The organism is Corynebacterium sp. HMSC05D08 (assembly GCF_001807215.1).
In the GTDB taxonomy this organism is placed as follows: Bacteria; Actinomycetota; Actinomycetes; order Mycobacteriales; family Mycobacteriaceae; genus Corynebacterium; species Corynebacterium striatum.
Genome location: NZ_KV788287.1, coordinates 1 through 23,116, shown reverse-complemented (window position 1 = coordinate 23,116; position 23,116 = coordinate 1). Strand labels below are relative to the sequence as shown.

The following is a 23,116-nucleotide window of genomic DNA, read 5'->3' as shown; positions in this document are numbered from 1 at the left end:
ACAGCTAAGGAATCACATGACTGCATACCTGGTATCCGGCTTCCGCACCCCCGTGGGCCGCTACGGCGGCGCACTGTCCTCGGTTCGCCCCGATGACCTCATGGCCACCGCTATCAAGAAGACGGTGGAGGAGGCCGGACTCGACCCTTCCGCGGTGGATGAAGTCATCATCGGTAACGCTAACGGCGCCGGCGAGGAAAACCGCAACGTTGCCCGCATGTCCTGGTTGCTCGCCGGGTTCCCGGACACCGTACCGGGCATTACGGTCAACCGCCTGTGTGCTTCGGGCATGTCCTCGATTGCCTTGGCCACCGCCCTCGTGGAGTCCGGCCAGGCAGATATCGTCGTGGCGGGCGGCGTCGAATCCATGTCCCGCGCCCCCTGGGTCATGGAAAAGCCAAACAAGCCTTTTGCCAAGCCAGGACAGGTCTTTGATACCTCCATTGGTTGGCGCTTTGCCAACCCGAAGTTCGCGGAGCAGGAGAAGATGACCTACTCCATGCCGGAAACCGCCGAGGAAGTAGCCAACGTCTTTGGCATTAGCCGTGAGGACGCCGATGCCTTTGCGGTGCGTTCCCAAGAACGCGCACTCGCCGCTATCGAGGCCGGCAAGTTCGCCCGGGAAATCGTGCCGGTGGAGGTCACCGACCGCAAGGGCAACGTGACGGTAGTTGACACCGATGAGGGACCCCGCCCCGGCACCACGATGGAGGTCCTAGCCAAGCTGCGCCCGGTGACCTCCCTGGGTGACGTCACCACAGCGGGTAACGCCTCCTCGCTGAACGACGGCGCCTCCTGCGTCATTGTCGCCTCCGACGAGGCCCTCAAGAAGCACAACCTGACCGCACGTGCCCGCGTTGTCGCCAACTCCGCGCGCGGTGTGCGCCCGGAGATCATGGGCACCGGTCCCATCCCGGCGACCCGCGACGTGCTCGAGCGCGCCGGCTGGGAGCTGGACAGCGTGGATGCCATCGAGCTCAACGAAGCTTTTGCCTCACAGTCCATCGCCTGCATCCGCGAGCTGGGCTTGGATGAGGACAAGGTCAACGCCTGGGGCGGCGCCATCGCGCTGGGCCACCCGCTGGGTTCCTCCGGTTCCCGCATCACCTTGACCCTGCTCAACCGCTTAGAAACGGACGGGCTGAGCCGCGGCATCGCCACCATGTGCGTGGGCGTGGGCCAGGGTACCGCGATTGCGATTGAGAGGGTGTAAATGACGACTGCCATTGAGATTTCAACGCGCGGTGAGAGGGACGACATCGTCGTCGCCAAGCTCAACCGCCCCGAGGTGCGCAACGCCATCGATGAGCAGATGGTGGCGGAGTTCCACGAACTCTGCGCGCAGCTCGAGTCCGATCCCCGCATCCTCATCATCACCGGCTGCACGGTGGATACCCCGAAGGGCCCCCGCGGGATCTTCGCCTCCGGGGCGGACATCGCGCAGCTTCGTGAGCGCCGCCGCGAGGATGCCCTCCGTGGCATCAACTCCGGCATCTTCCACCGCATCGCTTCCCTTCCCGCCCCCGTCATCGCGGCGGTGGATGGCTACGCTCTCGGCGGCGGATTGGAGCTGGCGCTGGCCGCCGACTTCCGGGTTGCCACTCCTTTTGCCAAGTTTGGCCAGCCCGAAGCCGGCCTGGGTATCGCTGCCGCCGCGGGTGCCACGTGGCGCCTCAAGGAGTGCGTGGGCACCCCGCTGGCGAAGGAGATCCTGCTGGCCGGGCGCATCCTCAACGGCGAAGAAGCCCTAGCCAGCCACCTGGTCAGCGAACTGCACGAGCCGGATGCGCTTGTCGACGGCGCCCTAGACCTAGCCGGGCGCATCGCCCAGCAAGACCCGTTGGCCGTGCGCTTGACCAAGCAGCTCATTTCCATGCCTGATGCGGCGCACCCGGCGGTGGACAACATCGCCCAGGCCGTGCTCTTTGAGTCCCCCGCCAAGTTTGAGCGGATGCAGGCCTTCCTGGACCGCAAGAAATAAACCTTCCACTCACAAGGAGAGTTAAATCATGTCCCCAGTACTGCAGGTTCCTGCCAAGGTTGGTGTGCTCGGCGGCGGCCGAATGGGCGCCGGCATTGCTCACGCCTTCCTGGCCTCCGGCGCGTCCGTGACCGTGGTGGATATCAACGAGGATGCCGTGGCGGCCGCCCGCGAGCGCGTGCACAAGGCCATCCGCGGCTCCCTCGACCGCGGGGCGGAGGGCACCTTCGAATCCTGGGATGAGCGTCTCAGCTTTTCCACCGCCGCCTCCGCCTTTGCTGGTTTCGACCTCGTGGTTGAGGCAGTTCCAGAATCGATGGATCTCAAGGTAGCCGCCTTCCGGGATATCGCCGAAGCAGCCCCGCAAGCCGTCGTCGCCACCAATACCTCCTCGCTGTCGGTATCGCAGCTGGCGGAAAGCATCCCCAACGATGTCATCGGCCTACACTTCTTCAACCCGGTTCCGGCCTCCAAGCTGGTGGAAGTGGTTGTTGCCGAGTCCACCCCGGACACGCTCGTGGACGCCGCCAAGGGCTGGGTCGAGGGCCTGGGCAAGACCGCAGTGGTGGTCAAGGACGCCCCCGGCTTCGCCTCCTCCCGCCTCGGCGTGGCCATTGCGCTGGAGGCCATCCGCATGGTGGAGGAAGGCGTAGCCTCACCGCGCGATATCGACAATGCCATGGTGCTGGGCTACAAATTCCCCATCGGCCCGCTGGAGCTGACCGATATCGTCGGGCTGGACGTACGCCTAGGCATCGCCGAATACCTCGAATCCCAGCTGGGTGAGCGCTTTAGCCCGCCGCAGCTCATGCGCGACATGGTCGCCCGCGGGGAGCTGGGCCGCAAGTCCGGCAAAGGCTTCTACGACTATTCCGAGTAACCGTACTCTTCTCTGCCTGGCTCTGGCACCACAAAGCGATAACCCAAGCCGGGCTCTGTGAGTAGAAAACGTGGGTGGGCGGGGTCATCCTCCATCTTGCGCCTCAACTGGGAGGTGTAAATGCGAAGGTAGTGCCCCTGCCCCTCAAAGCCGGGACCCCAGATCTCAGAGAGCAGGTCCTCCTTGCGCACCAAGCCACCGTGGGCGCGAAGTAGCGTAGTGAGCACGCCCCACTCAGTGGGTGTCAGATGCAGCGGCTCGCCACCTTTGGTGATGGAATGGTGCGGAACATCAATCACGATATCCCCGGCGCGAACCACAGCGATCTCAGTGCGCCTCACCGGACTCTGTGGGCTACCATGCCGCAACGCCACTCTCACGCGGGCTAGAAGCTCCTCCATAGAGAAGGGCTTGGTCACGTAGTCGTCCGCGCCGCGGTCGAGAGCTGCGGCGCTAAACAGCGGATCGGAGCGCGCCGTCAGGATGATGACCGGTACCGCAGACCACCCGCGGATTCCTTCCAACACGACGGTGCCATCCATATCCGGCAGCCCCATGTCCAAAATCACAACGTCTGGCTGCTGCTGCGACACCACCTGTAGTCCCTCTGCGCCTGTACGCGCCTGGTGAACCTCGTAGCCACGAGCCTTGAAGTTAATACTCAACGTATTAAGTAGGCGGGGGTCATCGTCCACAATGGCGATGCTGGTTTTCTTCGTCGTCATTTTTGTTCTCCTCCCGCGACGGGAAACCGCAATATAAAGGTTGCGCCCGGGGTGGCAGCCACCTCGATGCTACCGCCCATGGCCTCTACAAAGCCTTGGACAACAGAAAGACCAAGGCCTACTCCGTTGTCGTTGCTGGTATCACCCAAACGCTGAAACGCTTGGAACAGTTCCTTCTGCTTCTCCGGTGGGATGCCCGGGCCTTCATCGACGACCATCAGTTCTACCTGTTCGGTGGTGGTCTGGGCACTCAAAGTAACGTCGCCGGTTGGCGCATAGCGCAAGGAGTTATCGAAGAGATTGGCCAAGACGCGCTCCATGAGCGCCGTATCCGCGCAGCACGTAACTCCACGCACGCTAGGGTCAAGGTGAATGCGCCCAATTTGCTCTCGGGAATGCCCAAAGGCACAGGAAGCGATGGCGCGATTAGCCACTTCGGCCACCTCGACGATGTCTCGGCGGGCGGTTATGGCGCCAGCTGTGAGCCGGGAGTAATCCAGCAGGTTGGTTACCAATCCGGTAAGTTCCTCGATGCTCGCCGCAGTTTCTGCCAAAAGCATGTCCTGGTCTTCGGGAGTGAATTCAATGTCAGCGTTGCGCAACGAGGACACCGCCAACTTGGCCGTCGCCAGCGGGGTACGCAGGTCGTGGCTCACACTAGACAGCAGCGCTCGGCGCAACTCGTCAGCAGCGGCTATCGCATCTGCGCGCGCGGCCTCAGCAGAGAGCTTTTCGCGGCGAGCAATGCCTGCGAGATAGCCCGCTACCACGGTGACCAGACCTCGGTCACGAGCAGACAATGCCGGGCCCTCGAGACGCAGCTGAACCGTGCCATCTGCGCTCGCAACAACGGTGTCCACTTCCTGTTCATGGCGAATTTTTTCGGGAATATGAAGGTGTTTCGAGGTGCGTTCGGGGGTAGCTGCGCGCCAGGTGGCAAGAACGTCACCGTTTTCATCCAGCAGCTCTGCTCTACGACAATTAAAAGCCTCCCCCACCTTGCGCATCACGGCATCTTTCGGGGAAGAATCCGCGCGGCGATTCAAGGCGGCGCGGGAAAACACCGTGAGTAGCTCGGCATCGCGCGCAGCAATAGCCGCGTTCGCACGCTCAATCTTGGCGCGGCGCACGAGCATGCCGACGGCCAGCGCAATAGCCACCATGACTACGGCGATCACGGCGTTAGCGGGATCAGCAATATCGAAGGTATGGATCGGCACGGTGAAGAACCAGTTGACCGCTAGGCCGGAAGCCACCGCCACCACTACGGCCGGCCACAGGCCTCCCAGCAAACTGACAAGCAGGATGAGCGCAAAGTAGAACGCGGAACAAGTACCTGTTCCCAAATCCTGACCGTCCGCCTGCACCAACAGCGCAGTGAGCCCCACGAAAGCTAACGCTGAGCTAAGCCACGCGATGGCACGCTGCGGGAAGGGGCGGAAAGGATGCAGCATCCGTGTGAGCGGAAGTGGTTTTTCCGGGGGAAGGTTGACTATGTGGCAGTCAATCGAGCCGGATTCACGCAGCACCGTTTCCGCTACCGTACCGTGCCAGTGCACGCCGAAACGACGCCGCGGCGAGACCCCCACTACGAGCTGGGTGGCGTTGACACTCCGGGCAAAATTAAGCAGGGCTTCTGGGACGCTGTCCCCGGTAACCTGGTGCAGTCGTGCGCCCACATCCTGGGCTAAGGACTGCAGCCGGGCGAGCTGTTGCGCTGATCCCCCCACCGAGGAGGAACGAGAGGTGAAGGAATCACCGAAAACAACGTGGACCACGTGCAATTCCGCCGAGGATTTTGTCGCAATGCGCCGCCCGCGGCGGATAAGAGTCTCAGCATGGGCAACGTTTTGGATGGCCACAACCACCCGCTCACGCGCTTCCCACGTTTCGGTGATTTTCTGATCCGAGCGATAAGTGATGAGTGCCTCATCAACCTGATCCGCTAGCCACAGCAGTGCCAACTCGCGCAGCGCGGTGAGATTTCCCACGCGGAAGTAGTTGTTGAGTGCAGGCTCAATGCGTGCCTCACGGTACACGTGGCCGTCGCTCAGACGGGTGCGCAACAGCTGAGGGGAAACGTCAACAAGCTCGATCTCATCGGCAGCACGTACTACCTCGTCCGGCACTGTTTCCTGCGGCGCGATACCCGTGATCTGCTTGATAACGTCGTTGAGGCTCTCCAGATGCTGGATATTGAGAGTCGACATGACGTCAATTCCGGCGTCCAGAATCTGCTCAATGTCTTCCCACCGCTTCTCGTGAACCTCGCCGCGCGGGTTAGAGTGAGCAAACTCATCGACGAGAACGATCTCCGGGTGCCGCTGGATAACCGCCGTGGTGTCCATTTCACCCGCGGAAATGCCCTCGACAGCGCGCCTCGGTACAATCTCCAGCCCCTCGCACAGGGCCTTGGTGTACGCGCGCCCGTGGTCTTCCACGACCCCAACGACAACGTCGCGGCCTTGGTCGACCAGCGTGTGCGCTTCGCTGAGCATGGCGCAGGTTTTGCCCGCGCCGGGAGCGGCGCCCAACAGAATCTTCAGGGTGCCGCGTTTGACCCGCGTCGGGGGTGTCGTCGGTTCGGTCAACATTGCTTCATCTTATGAGCTGATCTTTATGAGCAGGGGGTAGGCGTGGGCAATGCAATGTTGAGTGTGGTCACATTTACCGTGTCCTCACCCAAGAAACCCAGGCTGGCATGCTCAGTATTGTCTGCAATCAGCTTCTTCACGTCTTCGATACGCATACTCTGTTCCCGGGCCACACGCGGAGCCTGCAGCTCCGCGTACTCAGGGCTGATGCCGGAATCCACGCCGGAACCGGAGCCGGTAACGGCATCGGCAGGCACGTGCTCCACTGATACGCCTTCGCGCTGAGCAATCTCCTCTCGGCGTTCCCGGATGGCCTTCTCTAGCTCCGTGCTTGATGTGCCGTAGTTACTCATACCTTCCGCGCGGGCGAAGAAGTAGGGGCCATTTTCCAAGCCATCCTGAATCTGAGTGGAACCGACCAGGCATTCACCCTGGTAGATAAGGTTTCCCTCGGCAGATTTCGGGGTGATGCGAGATATTCCCCACACCGCGGCCGGATAGATCATGCCCAGCGCGACGACGCATAAGAACACGGCGACGAATCCGGCGATGAGATTACGCAGATAAACACGCATTATTGCTTCCTTTTTCTTTGCAGGTTTTCTTTATAGGCCTGGAAGGAGGGAGACGACATGGTCGATAACCCAGATGCCGATGAAGGGGGTAATAACACCGCCGAGACCCCAGATGCCGAGGTTTCGACGCAACAGTGAGGACGCGGAGGCCGGCTTGTAGGACACACCCTTGAGCGCCAATGGGATGAGCGCGACGATGATGAGCGCGTTGAAGACAACTGCGGACACAATGGCGGACTCAGGGGAATGTAGGTGCATAACGTTGAGGCGCTCCAAGTGCGGCAACTGCGTAGAGAAAAGCGCCGGCAGGATGGCAAAGTACTTCGCCAGGTCATTGGCCAAGGAGAAGGTAGTCAACGCGCCGCGGGTGATAAGCAGCTGCTTGCCAATTCGGACGACATCGATGAGCTTTGTCGGGTCAGAATCCAAGTCCACCATGTTGGCAGCTTCCTTCGCCGCGGAGGTACCAGTGTTCATGGCCACGCCCACGTCCGCCTGGGCCAGCGCCGGGGCGTCGTTAGTACCGTCACCCGTCATGGCCACCATTCGGCCTTGTGCTTGCTCCTCACGGATGCGGGCGAGCTTGTCCTCTGGAGTAGCTTCGGCGATGTAATCATCGACGCCGGCTTCCTTGGCAATGGCTGCTGCGGTCAGCGGGTTGTCACCGGTCACCATGATGGTCTTGATACCCATCTGACGCAGTTCAGCGAAGCGCTCGGCCATGCCGGGCTTGACGACGTCACTCAGTTGCACCACCGCAATAACCGTGCGGCTGCCATCGGATTCTTCCACAGCGACAGGCAGCGGGGTGCCACCGTCTTGTGCAATCTGGGTTACGGAATCCTCGATCTCTTGCGGCCAGGTGCCACCTGCTTCAGTCACCCACTTGCGTACGGCATCGCCAGCGCCTTTGCGCAGCTTGCGGTGAGCCAGGTCGAGACCGGACATCCTCGTCGACGCGCTGAATGGAACGACCTCCGCACTCCGCGCTTCTGTATCTCCTTCGCTGGACAGGGAGTAGTTTTCAGTCAGCCAGGCCACGATGGAGCGACCTTCTGGGGTTTCATCCGCTAGGGAGGAAATGCGAGCAATCGCTGCAGCCTCGCGCTCGTCAACGCCCGAAGCCACAATCAGGCCGGTGGCCTGGCGGTTTCCGTAAGTGATGGTGCCTGTCTTGTCCATGAGGAGCGTGGCGACGTCACCAGCTGCCTCCACCGCACGGCCGGAGGTGGCCAGAACGTTGTGGCGAACGAGGCGGTTCATTCCGGCGATACCGACTGCCGAAAGTAGGGCGGCAATGGTGGTAGGGATTAGGCAGACCAACAGAGCGATAAGGGATAGTGGCGAAAGCTCCGCGCCGGTGAATAGACCCATCGGGGCAAGCGCAGCGACGGCGACGAGGAAGAGGATGGTCAGCGTGGAGAGCAGGATGCTCAGCGCAATCTCGTTCGGAGTCTTGCGGCGTTCCGCGCCCTCCACCAAGGCGATCATGGTGTCAACGAAGGTGGAGCCCGGTTCGGATGTGATTTTGACCTTGATGGAATCAGAGAGCACCACGGTGCCGCCGGTCACGGCACAGCGGTCACCGCCGGCCTCGCGGACCACAGGGGCCGACTCACCAGTAATAGCCGATTCATCTACGGTGGCAGCACCTTCGATGACGTCACCGTCACCCGGGATGGTCTCCCCTGCTTCCACACGCACGATGGCACCCTTGGTCAGCCCGGACGCGGGGACCACTTCAATGCCAGAGTCAGTAATGAGATTGGCGGTGGCATCATCGCGCACAGAGCGCAGACTGTCTGCCTGGGCCTTGCCACGGCCTTCAGCATAAGCCTCGGCGAAGGCGGCAAAGGCAATGGTGAACCACAGCCATACCGTCACAACCCATCCGTAAAAGCTGGGGTTGAGGATGGACCACACAGTGGTCAGTGCGGCGCCGACCCACACGACGAACATCACGGGGTTGCGTGCTTGGGCGAGCGGGGACATTTTGCTCGGCAGCGTTTTCAGCGCCGCAGCCGCGAGGCCGCTGTTCTTCTCCGGTGCGTTGCTATGAGGAGTCTTATCCGGCTCAGCGGTGATGGTGTGGGTTGTCATGATAGTGCCTCCGAAATGGGACCCAGGGTGAGGACGGGGAAGAAGGTGAGTGCTGCGACCAGCAGGATGACGCCGATGGTCAACAGGGAGAAGGTGACGCCGGACGTGGGCAAGCTGCCTGCGGTGGTGGCCTGGCGCTTCTGCCCTGCCAGGCTTCCGGCCAGGTATAGGGCGAAAACGATCGGCAGGAAGCGACCCAACAGCATGGCCAAGCCCAACGTGATCTGCCACCAGGGCTCAGTCACCGTCAGTCCAGCAAAGGCAGAACCGTTGTTATTCGCCGCCGAGGTAAAGGCGTAAAGAACTTCCGACAGGCTGTGGGCATTATCAGCCGTTCCCGGCGCACCGAAGTTGGTCGCTGAAGCTTCCACGAGCTTGCGCTGCGCCACGGAAGCGCCGACACCCACAAGAACCAGAACCGGCATGGTGAGGATGTACAGGCTGACCGCTGAAATTTCCTTGCGGCCAATCTTGTTGCCCATAAACTCCGGTGTGCGGCCCACTAGGAGGCCACCGATGAACACAGCGAGGATAGCCACAACCAACAAGCCATAGAGGCCAGTACCCACGCCGCCCGGCGCGATTTCACCCAGCAGCATGTTGAGGATGAGCAGACCACCGCCCAGTGGGGAATAGCTATCGTGCATAGAATCCACCGCACCAGTCGAGGTACCCGTGGTAGACACGGCGAACAGTGCTGAGGCATCAATGCCTAGTCGCTGTTCGATACCTTCCATGTTGGCGCCTGCCAACTGAGACGCACCGCCGACAAGGGTGTGCTGTGCCCAAGTCACCAGAACAACCATGACGGTCCACAAACCACCAGCCACGCTGAGCAGCGTCCACGCGTGCTTCTGCGACTTGAGCATCACACCATACGTGCGAATCATACAGAAAGAGATGACAAGCAGAGAGAAGATCTCCACCAGGTTGGTAAAGCCGGTCGGGTTCTCAAACGGGTGCGCAGAGTTGGCACCGAAGATGCCACCGCCGTTGGTACCCAGGAGCTTAATGGCTTCCTGGCTGGCCACGGGAGCACGGGAAATATCTACACCGGACTCCGTAACCAGGTTCGAGCCAAAGGTTTGCATGGTTCCGCCGAGGACGAGCACGGTGGAGATGAATAGCGACAGGGGAAGCAGGATGCGGACGAGGCCGCGGGTGAGGTCCACCCAGAAGTTGCCGATGAGGTGCTGACCATTCTCGGTTGCCAACGTATCGCGGTCATAACCCAAGTGGCCGATGCCGCGGATCAAGGCAACAGCAACACACATGCCCACTGCGGCTGAGGCGAAGTTTTGCACGGTCAGGCCCAACATCTGGGAGGCGTTGGTCAGGGTATCTTCACCCGAGTAGGACTGCCAGTTGGTGTTGGAGGTGAAAGAAGCCGCGGTGTTGAAGGCCATCCACGGCTCCACTGCGTCTTCGCGGGCGTTGCCAAAGCTTGGCAACACTGCTTGGAGCCGCTGCACTGCGTAAAGGACGAGGACGGAGGCCAAGCTGAAGCCCAGCAGCGCACGAGTGTAGTTCTTGGCGTTATGGCCCCGGTTAGGGTCAATACGCAAAATTCTGTACACAAGGCGCTCGACAGCCCAGTCTTTTTCAGAGGTATATGTGCGGGCCATCCAATTGCCCAGCGGCACGTAGGCCGCCGCTAGAAGTGCAAGGAGGGCAAGATACTGCGGCGCCACCGCCGCAATGCTAGCGATCATGCGAAACGCTCCGGGTCAATAAGGGAAATGATGAGATAAGCCACGAGCGCGACAACAATGATGAGCCCGATGACTGCTGTGATGGTGTTCATGTTCTACGCGTCTCCGTCCATAAACTCGTTGATGGAGGAAGGACCGCTGAACGCAAGGACCACGATCACAATGACCAGAATGTCCAACATGTGGGAGAGACCCCCTTGGGTGAAAGCGATACTAGGTGTGCCCGGTGCCCCAAAGCACCAAGCGCCGGTGCATAGTGCACCTGCCGAGCACTGACGTTAGGCCCGTTCCCCCTGGGACCTACCGGTTATTTGCGGCTTCTTTACGCCTCTCTACCCCGATTTTTACGCTTTATTTACACCCGCCTTTACCCCCGCCTACTTAGGGTCAACGAGCGCGTTCGTGATGCGTGCCGTGCACAGCCTCCTCCCCTCCTCATCTGTAATGACGATCTCGTGGGAGCACAGCGTCTTGCCCAGTTTGATGGCGGTGGCCGTCGCCGTAACCAGACCCGAGCGCCCGGAAGCGTGGTGTGTCGCATTGATGTCCACGCCCACGGCGACCTTGCCCAGCGTCGAAGCATGAATCACCGCCGCCCAGCTGCCGACGGCCTCGGCGATGCAGGCCATGGCACCGCCGTGGAGCAGCCCGAAGGATTGGGTATTGCCCTCCACCGGCATGGTTGCTACCACCCGTTTAGCCGACTCTTCCAGGATTTCGACACCCATCTTCTTGTCCAGCTCACCCAACTGAATCTTCCAAACCTCTGCGGCCATGCTGCACTCCTTACTTAACCCTAGAAATGTGACGCAGACTATACTAGCCTGTATTTACTGACCAACCGTTCGGAAACTAATGGAAAGGCCAATCTTTTCGCTATGACTGAAGCCCTCGTCCCCAGCTACCTCTCCGGCCAGTGGCTCACCCCGGACAATCCCTCGCGCGTTGCTGACGTGCACGATGCCTCAACTGGGGACGTTGTCGCCCTAGTAAGCGCCGAAGGCCTCGACATCGCCGGCGCCATCGACTACGCCCGTAGCATCGGGCGCGAGGGACTACAAAAGCTCACCTTCCACGAGCGCGCCCTCAAGCTCAAAGAACTCGCGATCTACCTCCAAGATCACCGCGAGGAACTCTACGAACTGGCCAACCAGGCCGGCGCCAACAAGAGCGATAATTTCGTCGATATCGACGGCGGTATTTCCACCATGTTCACCTTCTCCTCGAAGGGCCGCCGCGAGATGCCTAACTCCACCGTCATGCCGGACGGCGAGGCAGAGGTCTTCTCCAAGGACGGCTCCTTCATTGGCCGCCACATCTACACCTCCATCCCTGGCGTTGCGGTGCAGATCAACGCCTTCAACTTCCCCGTCTGGGGCATGCTGGAGAAGTTCGCCCCAGCCTTCATCGCGGGCGTGCCCTCGATTGTTAAGCCCGCCACGCCGACCGGCTACATCTCCGCAGCCTGCGTGCGCCTCATGATTGATTCCGGGATCCTGCCGGAAGGCAGCCTGCAGCTCATCTCCGGCTCCGCCCGTGACCTGTTGGATCACCTGGACTACCGCGACCACGTGGCCTTTACTGGCTCTGCCGATACTGCGAATACTCTGCGCGCACACCGCAACGTCATCGAGGGCGGTATCCAGTTCAGCGCGGAGGCTGACTCCCTCAACGCTGCCATTCTGGGTACCGATGTCACCGCGGACTCCCCGGAGTTCGAGGCCTTCGTCAAGGCAGTCTTCGGCGAGATGACCTCGAAGGCGGGTCAGAAGTGTACTGCCATCCGCCGCGCCATCGTCCCGCATGCGCTTGTCGACGCCACCATTGAAGCCCTCAGCGCACGCCTGCGCGACAAGGTCGTCGTGGGCGATCCGCGCGACGCCTCCGCCACCATGGGCCCGCTGGTCTCCGCAGATCAGAAGCAGGACGTCGCGAAGGCCGTCGAGAAGCTCAAGGCCGGCGGCGGCGAGGTAGTCTACGGCGGCGAGGAGGCCGAGGGCGCGTTCTTCAACCCCACTATCCTGCGCTTTGCCAATAACCGCACCCCAGCGGTCCACGACACCGAAGCCTTCGGCCCCGTCGTCTCCTTCCTGGGCTACGACTCCCCCGCCGAGGCCGTTGAGCTCGCCGCCCTGGGCTCTGGTTCGCTGGTTGCCTCCGTTATTACGCATGACCCGCAGCTGGCACGCGAGTACGCACTCGGCATTGCTGCCCACCACGGCCGCCTGCACTTCCTCGACCGCGATGATGCGAAGACGTCTACCGGCCACGGCTCTCCCCTCCCGCACCTCGTCCACGGTGGCCCGGGCCGCGCCGGCGGCGGCGAAGAACTGGGTGGTGTGCGCGGCATCAAGCACTTCATGCAGCGCACCGCCATCCAGGGCACGCCTGATCACCTCACCGCCATCACCGGCCAGTGGCACCGCGGTGCGCGCGTGCAGCGCGTGACCCGCGCCGACGTCGTCTCCAGCGCGGGTGTCCACCCGTTCCGCAAGGACCTAGCCACCCTCAAGATCGGCGACCAATTCGCGTCGGACCTGCGCAAGGTCTCCCTCGAGGACATCACCGCGTTTGCACAGTCAACCGGTGATACCTTCTACGCCCACACCGACGAAGAGGCCGCCACCGCGAACCCCTTCTTCCCACGCCGCGTCGCACACGGTTACCTCCTGGTCTCCTGGGCCGCAGGCCTTTTCGTGGAGCCGGCGCCAGGTCCCGTTCTGGCGAACTACGGCTTGGAGAACCTGCGCTTTATCACCCCGGTTACCTACGACGATTCCATCCGCATCGAGCTCACCGCCAAGCGCATTACCCCGCGCGTGACCGACGATTATGGCGAGGTCTGCTGGGATGCCGCCCTCTACAACCAGCACGACGAGCTGGTTGCGTCCTACGACGTCCTGACCCTGGTGGAGAAGGTCGACACCATCTACGCGCAGCAGTAATACGAATAGGCGTTATTGCCGCCGCGATTAAGGAAACTGCGTCACAGGTCACATTTCTGCCGTATGCTTTTGTGCATGAAAGAGAACTCAGTCATTATCGTCGGCACTGGGCTGGCAGGAATGGTCGCAGGTTACGAGGCCTTCAAAGGCGGCAAGCACGTCATCTTCCTCGAGCAGGAAAACCGCAATAACCTGGGCGGACAAGCCTTTTGGTCACTTGGCGGCCTGTTTTACGTCGGCTCCCCTGAGCAAAAGCTCATGCGCGTGAAAGACTCCGAGGAGCTGGCCTGGCGCGACTGGGCCAACTCCGCCGACTACGACGAAGTCACCACCGAAGACTCACACGACTACTGGCCGCGTAAGTGGGGCCGTGAGTACGTTCGCTTCGCCGCAAATGAAAAGCGCTCTTACCTCAAGAAACTGGGACTTAACGTGCTGCCCACCATTGGCTGGGCAGAGCGCGGTTCGGGCGACGCCTCCGGGCACGGCAATTCAGTCCCCCGCTTCCATCTCACCTGGGGCACCGGCCCTGAGGTAGTCCGTGTCTTCCGCGAACCTCTTGAGAAGGCCGAGAAGGAAGGCAAAGTGGAATTCCACTTCCGCCACCGCGTCGACGAGCTCATCACCGAGGGGCACGGGAGCGCACGGCGCGTCGTCGGCGTGAAGGGTTCGGCCCTGGCGCCCACCGACCAGGTGCGTGGTGAGGCGAGCGGAAGGGAAGTCGTCAAGCAATTTGAGCTCCGTGGCCAGGCCGTGGTGATTGCCACCGGCGGCATCGGCGGAAACCTTGAGAAAGTGCGCACCATGTGGCCCACTGAGCGCTGGGGTAAATGCCCAGAGGAGCTGGTCAGGGGCGTTCCCGCGCATGTCGACGGCCGCGGAATCGACATCGCCAGCAAGGCCGGCGCCAACCTCGTCAACCAGGACCGCATGTGGGCCTACCCCGAGGGCATGAGCAACTGGGATTCCATCTGGCCAGAGCACGGCATCCGCATCATCCCAGGCCCATCCAGCCTGTGGCTCGACGCGGAAGGCAATCGCCTGCCCACCAACCTCTTCCCAGGTTCGGATAACCTCGCCGCACTGTCGCACATCACCAACACCGGGCATGGCTACTCCTGGTTCGTGCTCAACCAGGAAATCGTGGACAAAGAGTTCATCTTCTCCGGCTCCGAGCAGAACCCCGATCTCACAGACAAGGAGTTCAAGAAGCTGGCCGGCAAGCTCGGCTCAGGCACCCATGTGGCCGTCAAAGCTTTCATGGACAACGGCATCGACTGGGTTGTTGAAGATAACCTAGAAGACCTGGTCAAAGGCATGAATTCCATCAGTCCAGAGGGTTCACCCAAGATTTATGTGGACCAACTACGCAAGATCATTGAGGATCGCGACGCGCAGCTCGACAACCCGTTCTCCAAGGACGCTCAGGTCAACTACATCCGCATCGCTCGCGGTTTCTTGGGCGACAAGTTGATTCGCTGCGCGGCCCCGCATCGCTTGCTCGACAAGGGCCCACTCATCGCGGTGCGCCTCAAGGTGCTCACCCGCAAGACGCTGGGCGGCATCGAAACCAACCTCGACGGCGCCTGCCTCAATCCCGACGGATCCGTCCTGACCGGCCTGTATGCCTGCGGCGAGGCGTCCGGCTTCGGCGGCGGTGGCATGCATGGCAAGAACGCGCTCGAGGGCACGTTCCTGGGCGGCTGCATCCATTCTGGCAAGCGCGTAGGCGAGGCTCTCGCGCGCAGCTAAGATGGCCCATCATGGACATCTTTTTGGAAACCGTCGACGAGCTCCACGAGGTCGCGCGCTCCCATGAGGACCCCGCGTTTGACGAGGTCCTCTATCACCGCGATCCTTCAGGCATCTGCATCACGGGCATGGCTTACGAGGATGAGCAGACCTACGTGGTCACCTTCCGCGGCTCGGCCCAGCAGGGCACCATCTACAGGGCCACGCCTTTCATCGGGGTGGTAGAAACTGCAGGTAAGCGCTTCGCCGCGCTTGTCGACGCCCCCTTTTCCCTCCCTGCCGGCAACCCTGCCGGTGGCGAGGCTTTGCAGGGCACGCTGTACCCCGCACTCCTGGCCACGCACGTGGAACCCGCAGGTCACCACGTTACCGCGGACTTCGAGGCCCCCGACACGGAACGCTTCTACAGCAATTACAAGCCCAGCATGCTCACGCCGCGGGTGCGGGTGACGGGTGAGGTAAAGGACGTCGCGAAGCACGTGCATGAGCTCACCGAAAATGAATTCTGGGTGGGCCACGTGGCCGGGTTTGCGGTGGTCTTCGAGGAGAATCCGCCCGCGCACGCGGCAATCGACGCCGTGGCCGTCTGCGCTACTCCTTTCTGGGACGAGGCCTAGACCTGTTCGCGGCGCGGCTTGTCGACGCCGCGGCGACGCACCGCGATGGTCAGCAAGATAATGCCGCTGAGCAGGAAGGCGAGCGCGCGGAAGATACCGCTTGTGGCCGCGAGATCGAAGAAGGTCAGCTTGGCCACCGCCACAATGGCAAGCAGCACGCCGACGGCGGTAAAGCGCTGCTCCGCGGCAAGAAGCAGGCGGGCAGCAAGGACCATCCACGCCACTGAAACCAGGGCGTGCGAAGCCAGGTAGGCAGTCTTGAGGCCCGCGTCTCCCGCCACGATCGCGGCTGCCGAGGCGATTGTGCCTACCGTGGCAAGAAGACTGAGCAGGAGTACAAAGAGCAGCAGTGCGGCTGCGACTCCGCGGCGCTCGTAGTGGGGGATACGCTGGCGCAACAGGTAGCCCGCGAGGAGGGCCACGGTGAGGACGATGCCCTCGGCAAGTGGCTCCATGCCAGCGAGGGCAGGCGGATCAAAGAGCACACCACCGAGAAGCGGGGTGAGCACTATGAGCGAACCCAGGAACCAGGCGGCCAGGACGAAAGCATTGCTCATCGCATGGAGGAGCAGCACGAATGCTGCGAAGAAGAGCCCGCTTAGGACAAACGTCAGGACTACCGCCATGGTCCCTGTGGGGGCTGTGCCAGTCCAGCCCGCCATGGTGTCCAGCATGACCAGGGCATAGACCACGGGGATAGCACCAAGTGCGCAATCCTTGATGACGGAGTTGCCAAGCCAGGCGATACCCACGATGACAGCCAGGGCAGCAACGGCCATCCACTCGGCGAGGATGGCGTCCGCGCGAATGAGGGCAGTGACCAGCAGGAAGCCCGGGGCGAGCAGCCCCAAGAACGCAAAGCCAAATTCCGCCTTGACGGTGGGGAAGTAGACCACTATGGCTACAGCCGCGATGGCGAGCAAGCTGCACGCGATGGCAATCCACAACGAGGGCAGACTAAAGGGGTTGCTGCGGACGGCGACTTCCACCATGATCACGGCAAGCCCGATGCCGGCGATAGCGCGCAGCACCTCGGCCATGCGCTCACTGCGGCACAAGACGCTGTAGACGGCGGTAACCAGCGGGATCAGGACAACGAGCATGGCACCGCCAACGTGCGCGGGTGCCACTGCGCTGGGGTAGGAGAGTGCGGCGATACCTGCGCCTGTGGCCATCCACTCTTGCGTGAATGAGCCCTGACGGAAACGGTGGGCGTAACCCACGAATCCGCCATAGATGAGCGCCATGAGCACCGCTCCCAGCCATGCCGGCCACCAGCCCAGCCACGTGACCACCAGGAACGTCGTGGCCAGCGCCGCAAATAGGGAAGTGGCCATCAAGGCGGTCACACCGGCCGGTGCCGCCTTGTCACGGAACCACCATCCGGCCCCGAGCAGCGCACCCGCCACGATGTAAGCCAGAACGACGCGGCCCACCGGCCCCAGGAGGCCCGCCTGAATGGCAAGTCCCACAAGGAAGGCCACGCCCGCCAGCGTGATAAGCGCGCCACCCACGGCCACCGCACCAATGAGCGTCTTCTCGCGGTCGCGCGGCTTCGGCGGCTGAACTGGGAGCTGCGGCTGAGCCGAGTGCTGCGACGCTGAGTGTTGCGACGCTGAGTGCGGATAAGCCGGAACACCAGACTGAGCCTGCGGCGCAGGCGCTTCGTGCTGCGGCGCCGACGCAGGGGCCGGAGACTGGCTCGGCTGCGCAGCCCCTTCCATTTGCTGACCATATTCGAGGAGGCGGGCACGGGCATCGCCAAGCGCGCGCTCTGCAATCTCAAGCCGACGCATTGCGTCGAGGAAAAGCTCCCTATTTTCATTCATGTCTTAGACTTACCGTGAAACGCACGTGTCCACCACCGCACGTAGTATTTCGTTATGCCTTCGAAACCATCTACTCCGCAGGACTCACCAGCGCTTGCTGCACAGCAGTGGACCATCAGCCAATGGCGCGAGCGTACAGCTCGTGGCCTCGGCAAGCAGCACAGATAGGGGAGAGGGCCTGCTCCTAGACGTGGCGCAGGCCCTCGGTTTGTGATGATTTAGCGCTTACTTAACCACCAGGTTGACCATGCGGCCAGGGACGTAGATCTTCTTGAACACGTTCTTGCCCTCGGTCAGCTCGACGATGCGGGCGTCGGCAAGTGCGGCGGAAACCACGGCCTCTTCGTCGGCGTCGGCAGGCACGTTGACGCGCGCCTTGACCTTGCCATTGACCTGGACTGGAATCTCAATCTCGTCATCTACCAGGTACTTCTCCTCGAAGGTGGGGAAGGAGGAGTAGGTGATGGTCTCGGTGTGGCCGAAGCGCTTCCACAGCTCCTCCGCGATGTGCGGAGCAATCGGGGAGACCAACTGCGCAATCGGCTCGACCGCAGCACGCGGAGCGCCTTCGGCGGAGTTGCCGTAGGTGCGCGTCAGGTAGTTGACGTACTCGATGAGCTTAGCCACCACGGTGTTCAGACGCAGGTTCTCGTAATCATCACGCACACCGGCAATGGCGCGGTGCAGGGCCTTGAGATCATCCTCGGTGAGCTCGGCGTCGCTAGTAGCAAGCTCGCCGGTCTGCTCGTCGACGGCCAGACGCCACAGACGCTGCAGGAAGCGCTGGGAACCGACGACGTCCTTGGTTGCCCACGGGCGGGAGGTATCCAGCGGACCCATGGACATCTCATAAACGCGCAGGGTATCGGCACCGTAGTCGCGGCAGATGTCATCCGGAGCCACGGCATTCTTCAGGGACTTGCCCATCTTTCCGTACTCCTGGTTGACCTCTTCACCGTTGTAGTAGAACTTGCCGTCCTTTTCCTCCACCTCGGCAGCCGGGACGTAAACGCCACGGGAATCGGTGTAAGCATAGGCCTGGATGTAGCCCTGGTTGAACAGGCGGCGGTACGGCTCCTTGGAGGAAACGTGACCGAGGTCGAAGAGGACCTTGTGCCAGAAACGGGCGTAGAGCAGGTGCAACACCGCGTGCTCGACGCCGCCGACGTAGAGGTCAACTCCTCCTGGATCTTCGGGACCGAAGTCCGCAGGACGAGGTCCCGTCCAGTAACGCTCGTTCTCCAAGCTGCAGAATTCCTCCGAATTCTGCGGGTCGATGTAGCGCAGCTGGTACCAGGAAGAACCTGCCCACTGCGGCATGACGTTGGTATCACGGTAGTAAGTCTGGGTCCCTTGACCCAGACCAAGGTCGAGTTCCACCTCCACCCATCCGCGGGCCTTGGCCAGCGGCGGCTGCGGGGAGGAATCGGAATCGTCTGGGTCGAAGGAGACCGGCTTGTAGTCTTCTACCTCCGGCAGCTCGACCGGCAGCATGGACTCTGGCAACGGGTGAGCCTGGCCTTCAGCGTCATAGACGATGGGGAAGGGCTCGCCCCAGTAACGCTGGCGTGCAAACAGCCAGTCGCGCAGCTTGTACTGGATCTTTTCACGGCCGATGCCCTGCTCCTCCAGCCACGGGATGATGGCCGCGATTGCCTCTTCCTTGGACTTGCCGTTCAGGTCGATGGAATCATTAGCGGAGTTAACGGCCTTGCCGGACTCAGTAAACGCCTCCTTGCTGATGTCACCACCAGAGACAACCTCCGTAATTGGCAGGCCAAATTCGGTGGCGAACTCGTAGTCACGCGTATCGTGCGCCGGCACCGCCATGATGGCGCCGGTACCGTAGCCGGTCAGAACATAGTCAGCAATAAAGATCGGAACCTGCTTGCCGTTGACCGGGTTAACAGCATAGGTGCCCAAGAAGACGCCGGTCTTTTCCTTGTTCTCCTGGCGCTCCAGGTCAGACTTTGCGGCGATGGACTCACGGTAGGCTTCCACGGCCTCCTTTGGATCATCGTGGCCAAAGGTCCAGCGGCTGTCGACGTCGTCGTCATACGGGACGGGGGAGAGCAGGGCGTCGACAAGCTCGTGCTCTGGAGCCAGCACCACGTACTCAGCGCCGAACAGGGTGTCAGGGCGAGTGGTGAAGACGGTGATCTTGTGGCCCTCAGCGGTGAAGTCCACCTCTGCGCCACGGGAGCGACCAATCCAATTGCGCTGCATGGACTTGACCTTCTCCGGCCAATCCAGAAGCTCCAGATCGTCCAGCAGGCGATCAGAGTAAGCGGTAATGCGCATCATCCACTGGGACAGGTTCTTGCGGAAGACCGGGAAGTTGCCGCGTTCGGACTTACCCTCTGCCGTGACCTCCTCGTTTGCCAGCACGGTACCCAGGCCAGGGCACCAGTTGACGGTGGAGTTGGACAGGTAGACCAGGCGGAACTCGTCCAGGGCTGCGGCCTGTTCGGCTGCAGTCAGATCGGAGTAGTAACGGCCATCCTTGGTCTTGCGCTTGCCTACCTCGAGCTCCTTTACCAGCTCAGCGATTGGGCGCGCCTTCTGCTGCTCCTCGTCGAACCAGGAGTTGTAAATCTGCAGGAAGATCCACTGAGTCCACTTATAAAACTCTGGGTCCGTCGACGCCACGGAGCGGCGCGGATCGTGACCCAAGCCCAGCAGGCCCAGCTGGCGGCGCATGTTCTCGATGTTGGCCATCGTGGTGGTGCGCGGGTGGGTTCCGGTCTGGATGGCGTACTGCTCGGCCGGCAAGCCAAAGGCGTCATAACCCAGGGTGTGCAGGACGTTCTTGCCCAGCATGCGGTTGTAGCGAGCATAGGTATCGGTAGCGATATAGCCCAGCGGGTGGCCCACGTGCAGGCCCGCACCAGATGGGTACGGGAACATGTCCTGGATGTTGAGCTTTTCCTTCGGAAGGGCGCCCTCGCCCTCCGTGGCTAGGTCGCCGACGGGGTTCGGCGCGTTGAACGTACCGTTGTCCTTCCAGTACTGCTGCCAGGCATTTTCGATCTGCGCGGCGAGCTCCGGGGTATAGCGGTGCGCGGTGGAATCACTCGGGTTAGTCATGGCTCCACAGTCTAGCGCCCTAACAAGCTCCGGAGCACGTCAGGGCGGATAAAACTTCAATTTATTCGGCCGCTCCGCGGTGCGGGCGAAATACATAGCGGTGCGGGCTTCCTCATCATCTGGCTTTGACATCGCCTGCGCCACCTTGACTAATCCCATGGGTTAATGAGTCGAACTCCAGTATTCTCAAAATCCTTGACATTACGGGTGGCGCATACAGCATTATTGGCTCGGCATACCGCTGCTATCTGCGCATCGACAGTAGAAATTGGCTGCCCGGACTGTCTCCGCCTAGAAACGACTTCGGCGTATTCCTGCGCAGCCAGAAAATCAAAGGAAAGAATTGGGTACATACTCAGGACGCGATCTAAGACCTTGCGCAACGTGGCCTTCTTCTTTCCCTCTGGCAAGATAGCCACGCCAGCATAAAGCTCCGAAACAGTCATGGCAGTGACAGATGTGCGGACCTCGATGCTTTTCATCCAACTCAACACTTTGTCATCCGGACGCGGTTTAAGCACCTCAGATACGACATTTGTGTCCAGTACGATCATTTAAAAAGCACCGCCCGCGCTTCGTCATCACGTGGTGGAGTTTCCAATTCAACCGCGGCATCTCTGCTTGCTTCATAAAGAGCAATCCCAATGTTCTTCGGTTGCACAACGTCAATAAGAATTGCGCGCACCTCCGCTTCCATTGAGCGGCCATTCTCCTGCGCACGAGCCACGAGCGCTTCTTTTATCGCGTCGTCAAGGTTTCTTACTACCAATGAGGCCATCGCACTGCCCACCTTCCCGTTGATATCAGTAACGATATCACTTTCGGGCAAACCCCTCTAGACCTTCTTGACCACCGCCGGCTTCAACGTCATGGCACCGAAGCCATCAATCTTGCAGTCGATGTTATGGTCTTCCTGACCCGTTCCAGCATCAAAGTTCAGACGGATGCCGCGGACCTTAGTGCCGGACTTCAGCGGCTGCTGCGCGCTCTTGACCTTGAGGGTCTTGGTGACGGTGACTGTGTCGCCGTCGGCAAGCGTGTTGCCCACAGAATCAACGATTACCTGGGGCTCAGCGGAGTCGGTGTCCGCACCAGCGGCGGTGGCTTCGAACTCGTGCGCGCACTCCGGGCAGACGATGAGCGGCGGCATCTCGTAGGTGTATTCGGAGGAACATTCAGGGCATGGCGGCAACGTGGCAGCTGCATTTTCAGTCATGAGAGGGATTCTAATCTGTGCTCGCGCTCTGCGCGTTAGCGTGGCCGCAGTAGCCACTACCGCCCTGACCACCGACCTTGTCGTCCCGACACACGCTGCTACTTCTGGCCCGAAGAACATCATCTACATGATCGGTGACGGCATGAGCTACGGCCACATCGCCTCCAACAGTCTCTACGAGACCGGCCAGTCCAAGTACCTAGTTGAAGGCGCGTTCGGTGCCGACACCGCCAAGGAGCTCGAGGGCGAGTCTGTCCAGGCATTCGAGGACTTCAACGCGGCTGTCGACGCCGCCATCGCCTGGGTTGACCAGAACTCCTCCTGGGAGGAAACCCTGCTCATCGTGACCGCTGACCACGAGACCGGCTACCTCTCCGGCGCGGATGAGACTGACGCTTGGAAGCCACAGACCGGCACCAAGGGCACCGCTCCGACCCACGAGTGGTACTCCACCAACCACACCAACCAGGTCGTACCGTTCTTCTTCAAGGGCGCTGGCTCCGAAGATATCCAGGCTAAGGTTTCTGGCACCGACCCAGTCCGCGGCGAGTACATCGACAACACCACCGTGGCCAAGCTGGCCCTGGACGAGTGGTGGTTCAACACCGCTGAAGACGACACCGACAACAAGCCATCTAACGATGGTTCCTCCAACGGCTCCTCTTCTGCAGGCGCCGGTCTGGCTGGCGCCGGCGTGATGGCCCTCATCTTCGGCATCATCACCGCTGCGGCTCAGGCCCTCGGTCTGGTCAAGTTCGACTTCAAGGCTCTGCAAGACCTCATCAAACAGTTCGCCTAATGTGCTAGCCGACGCCCCGCCACTCGGCCGCGGGCAAGCACCAGCCCTCGTCTCCCCACAGACGGAAACACCGTCACTTTCTGGGGGATGACGAGGGCTTTCGCCGTTTTCACCGCTGAAAGGACGCAGTCAGAAGACAGGACGGACAGCCAATTCTAGTGTCGGCACTCACCTCAACGTTTGAACAATCTTCCGAATATCAACTAGGCGTGTCCAGGCCAAAGACTATCGTCACCAGTATGGCTCCTATTCCAGCACATTCACTAAAGGTTTAATTGGTTCTGGGATTTCGCGTTCTTTCGTG

19 protein-coding genes are annotated in these 23,116 nt (G+C 61.3%); 7 read left to right on the top strand and 12 right to left on the bottom strand.

Annotated elements, in window-relative coordinates:
- Positions 1 to 16 precede the first annotated feature (16 nt).
- From HMPREF3148_RS00530 to HMPREF3148_RS00520, 3 genes are read left to right on the top strand one after another with little or no spacing between them, the layout of a single operon-like run.
- A complete protein-coding gene (locus tag HMPREF3148_RS00530; protein ID WP_049146703.1) occupies positions 17 to 1,213 on the top strand; it encodes a thiolase family protein in 1,197 nt (398 codons plus the stop codon).
- Positions 1,214 to 1,981, top strand: a complete 768-nt coding sequence (locus HMPREF3148_RS00525) for an enoyl-CoA hydratase/isomerase family protein (protein WP_049146700.1) — start codon at positions 1,214 to 1,216, stop codon at positions 1,979 to 1,981.
- A 28-nt stretch (positions 1,982 to 2,009) separates the two neighbouring features.
- Positions 2,010 to 2,861: a 3-hydroxyacyl-CoA dehydrogenase family protein gene (locus HMPREF3148_RS00520; protein ID WP_049146698.1), complete on the top strand. Its 852-nt coding sequence runs from the start codon at positions 2,010 to 2,012 to the stop codon at positions 2,859 to 2,861.
- On the opposite strand, the gene HMPREF3148_RS00515 is transcribed toward HMPREF3148_RS00520, so the two are convergent.
- The 7 genes from HMPREF3148_RS00515 to HMPREF3148_RS00485 all read right to left on the bottom strand — a co-directional run bounded on the left by HMPREF3148_RS00515 (position 2,849) and on the right by HMPREF3148_RS00485 (position 11,343).
- Complete coding sequence (locus HMPREF3148_RS00515) at positions 2,849 to 3,586, bottom strand: response regulator (RefSeq protein WP_049146696.1); 738 nt, start codon at positions 3,584 to 3,586, stop codon at positions 2,849 to 2,851. The genes HMPREF3148_RS00520 and HMPREF3148_RS00515 overlap by 13 nt on opposite strands.
- A complete protein-coding gene (locus HMPREF3148_RS00510; RefSeq protein WP_049152072.1) occupies positions 3,583 to 6,180 on the bottom strand; it encodes an ATP-binding protein in 2,598 nt (865 codons plus the stop codon). The genes HMPREF3148_RS00515 and HMPREF3148_RS00510 overlap by 4 nt, the downstream gene beginning before the upstream one ends.
- Before the next feature lie 23 nt (positions 6,181 to 6,203).
- A complete protein-coding gene (locus HMPREF3148_RS00505; RefSeq protein WP_049146693.1) occupies positions 6,204 to 6,755 on the bottom strand; it encodes a potassium-transporting ATPase subunit C in 552 nt (183 codons plus the stop codon).
- Between the two features lie 30 nt (positions 6,756 to 6,785).
- The gene (gene kdpB, locus HMPREF3148_RS00500) at positions 6,786 to 8,855 is read right to left on the bottom strand and encodes a potassium-transporting ATPase subunit KdpB (RefSeq protein ID WP_053085010.1); all 2,070 of its coding nucleotides are present in this window, start codon (positions 8,853 to 8,855) and stop codon (positions 6,786 to 6,788) included.
- A complete protein-coding gene (kdpA, locus tag HMPREF3148_RS00495; protein WP_370450468.1) occupies positions 8,852 to 10,564 on the bottom strand; it encodes a potassium-transporting ATPase subunit KdpA in 1,713 nt (570 codons plus the stop codon). Before kdpA ends, kdpB begins: the two co-directional genes overlap by 4 nt.
- Positions 10,564 to 10,659, bottom strand: a complete 96-nt coding sequence (gene kdpF, locus HMPREF3148_RS00490) for a K(+)-transporting ATPase subunit F (RefSeq protein WP_039672809.1) — start codon at positions 10,657 to 10,659, stop codon at positions 10,564 to 10,566. Before kdpF ends, kdpA begins: the two co-directional genes overlap by 1 nt.
- Positions 10,660 to 10,944: 285 nt before the next feature.
- The gene (locus HMPREF3148_RS00485; RefSeq protein ID WP_049146687.1) at positions 10,945 to 11,343 is read right to left on the bottom strand and encodes a PaaI family thioesterase; all 399 of its coding nucleotides are present in this window, start codon (positions 11,341 to 11,343) and stop codon (positions 10,945 to 10,947) included.
- 102 nt (positions 11,344 to 11,445) lie between these two features.
- Here HMPREF3148_RS00485 and paaZ point away from each other — a divergent pair, with 102 nt between their 5' ends.
- The 3 genes from paaZ to HMPREF3148_RS00470 all read left to right on the top strand — a co-directional run bounded on the left by paaZ (position 11,446) and on the right by HMPREF3148_RS00470 (position 15,881).
- Complete coding sequence (gene paaZ / locus HMPREF3148_RS00480) at positions 11,446 to 13,512, top strand: phenylacetic acid degradation bifunctional protein PaaZ (protein ID WP_070508547.1); 2,067 nt, start codon at positions 11,446 to 11,448, stop codon at positions 13,510 to 13,512.
- Between the two features lie 75 nt (positions 13,513 to 13,587).
- Positions 13,588 to 15,264 carry an FAD-binding dehydrogenase gene (locus tag HMPREF3148_RS00475; RefSeq protein ID WP_070508548.1) on the top strand — a complete coding sequence of 559 codons (1,677 nt, stop codon included), beginning with the start codon at positions 13,588 to 13,590 and terminating at the stop codon, positions 15,262 to 15,264.
- 11 nt (positions 15,265 to 15,275) lie between these two features.
- Positions 15,276 to 15,881, top strand: coding sequence for a hypothetical protein (locus tag HMPREF3148_RS00470; protein ID WP_070508546.1), 606 nt, complete (start codon positions 15,276 to 15,278; stop codon positions 15,879 to 15,881).
- Here HMPREF3148_RS00470 and HMPREF3148_RS00465 read toward each other — a convergent pair.
- From HMPREF3148_RS00465 to HMPREF3148_RS00445, 5 genes are all read right to left on the bottom strand, one after another.
- Positions 15,878 to 17,710, bottom strand: a complete 1,833-nt coding sequence (locus tag HMPREF3148_RS00465; RefSeq protein WP_070508545.1) for a DUF2339 domain-containing protein — start codon at positions 17,708 to 17,710, stop codon at positions 15,878 to 15,880. The genes HMPREF3148_RS00470 and HMPREF3148_RS00465 overlap by 4 nt on opposite strands.
- 225 nt (positions 17,711 to 17,935) lie before the next feature.
- Positions 17,936 to 20,797: a leucine--tRNA ligase gene (leuS, locus tag HMPREF3148_RS00460; RefSeq protein ID WP_070508544.1), complete on the bottom strand. Its 2,862-nt coding sequence runs from the start codon at positions 20,795 to 20,797 to the stop codon at positions 17,936 to 17,938.
- Between the two features lie 149 nt (positions 20,798 to 20,946).
- Positions 20,947 to 21,351, bottom strand: coding sequence for a type II toxin-antitoxin system VapC family toxin (locus tag HMPREF3148_RS00455; RefSeq protein ID WP_005530848.1), 405 nt, complete (start codon positions 21,349 to 21,351; stop codon positions 20,947 to 20,949).
- Entirely contained in the window at positions 21,348 to 21,626 is a 279-nt protein-coding gene (locus HMPREF3148_RS00450) for a FitA-like ribbon-helix-helix domain-containing protein (protein WP_005530846.1), read from the bottom strand. Before HMPREF3148_RS00450 ends, HMPREF3148_RS00455 begins: the two co-directional genes overlap by 4 nt.
- Before the next feature lie 6 nt (positions 21,627 to 21,632).
- Positions 21,633 to 22,013: a zinc ribbon domain-containing protein YjdM gene (locus HMPREF3148_RS00445; RefSeq protein WP_034657306.1), complete on the bottom strand. Its 381-nt coding sequence runs from the start codon at positions 22,011 to 22,013 to the stop codon at positions 21,633 to 21,635.
- On the opposite strand from HMPREF3148_RS00445, the gene HMPREF3148_RS13785 reads away from it, so the two are divergent.
- Positions 22,012 to 22,812, top strand: a complete 801-nt coding sequence (locus HMPREF3148_RS13785; RefSeq protein WP_174775850.1) for a hypothetical protein — start codon at positions 22,012 to 22,014, stop codon at positions 22,810 to 22,812. The two genes, HMPREF3148_RS00445 and HMPREF3148_RS13785, sit on opposite strands and share 2 nt — an antisense overlap.
- Positions 22,813 to 23,116: the final 304 nt, after the last annotated feature.

Coding starts and splice junctions, on each gene's coding strand:
- HMPREF3148_RS00485 (WP_049146687.1), bottom strand. CDS start 11,343: ATGGCCGCAGAGGTTTGGAAGATTCAGTTGGGTGAGCTGGACAAGAAG.
- paaZ (WP_070508547.1), top strand. CDS start 11,446: ATGACTGAAGCCCTCGTCCCCAGCTACCTCTCCGGCCAGTGGCTCACC.
- HMPREF3148_RS00475 (WP_070508548.1), top strand. CDS start 13,588: ATGAAAGAGAACTCAGTCATTATCGTCGGCACTGGGCTGGCAGGAATG.
- HMPREF3148_RS00505 (WP_049146693.1), bottom strand. CDS start 6,755: ATGCGTGTTTATCTGCGTAATCTCATCGCCGGATTCGTCGCCGTGTTC.
- kdpB (WP_053085010.1), bottom strand. CDS start 8,855: ATGACAACCCACACCATCACCGCTGAGCCGGATAAGACTCCTCATAGC.
- HMPREF3148_RS00510 (WP_049152072.1), bottom strand. CDS start 6,180: ATGTTGACCGAACCGACGACACCCCCGACGCGGGTCAAACGCGGCACC.
- HMPREF3148_RS00465 (WP_070508545.1), bottom strand. CDS start 17,710: ATGAATGAAAATAGGGAGCTTTTCCTCGACGCAATGCGTCGGCTTGAG.
- HMPREF3148_RS13785 (WP_174775850.1), top strand. CDS start 22,012: ATGAGAGGGATTCTAATCTGTGCTCGCGCTCTGCGCGTTAGCGTGGCC.
- HMPREF3148_RS00445 (WP_034657306.1), bottom strand. CDS start 22,013: ATGACTGAAAATGCAGCTGCCACGTTGCCGCCATGCCCTGAATGTTCC.
- HMPREF3148_RS00455 (WP_005530848.1), bottom strand. CDS start 21,351: ATGATCGTACTGGACACAAATGTCGTATCTGAGGTGCTTAAACCGCGT.
- HMPREF3148_RS00515 (WP_049146696.1), bottom strand. CDS start 3,586: ATGACGACGAAGAAAACCAGCATCGCCATTGTGGACGATGACCCCCGC.
- HMPREF3148_RS00525 (WP_049146700.1), top strand. CDS start 1,214: ATGACGACTGCCATTGAGATTTCAACGCGCGGTGAGAGGGACGACATC.
- HMPREF3148_RS00520 (WP_049146698.1), top strand. CDS start 2,010: ATGTCCCCAGTACTGCAGGTTCCTGCCAAGGTTGGTGTGCTCGGCGGC.
- HMPREF3148_RS00530 (WP_049146703.1), top strand. CDS start 17: ATGACTGCATACCTGGTATCCGGCTTCCGCACCCCCGTGGGCCGCTAC.
- leuS (WP_070508544.1), bottom strand. CDS start 20,797: ATGACTAACCCGAGTGATTCCACCGCGCACCGCTATACCCCGGAGCTC.
- HMPREF3148_RS00470 (WP_070508546.1), top strand. CDS start 15,276: ATGGACATCTTTTTGGAAACCGTCGACGAGCTCCACGAGGTCGCGCGC.
- kdpF (WP_039672809.1), bottom strand. CDS start 10,659: ATGAACACCATCACAGCAGTCATCGGGCTCATCATTGTTGTCGCGCTC.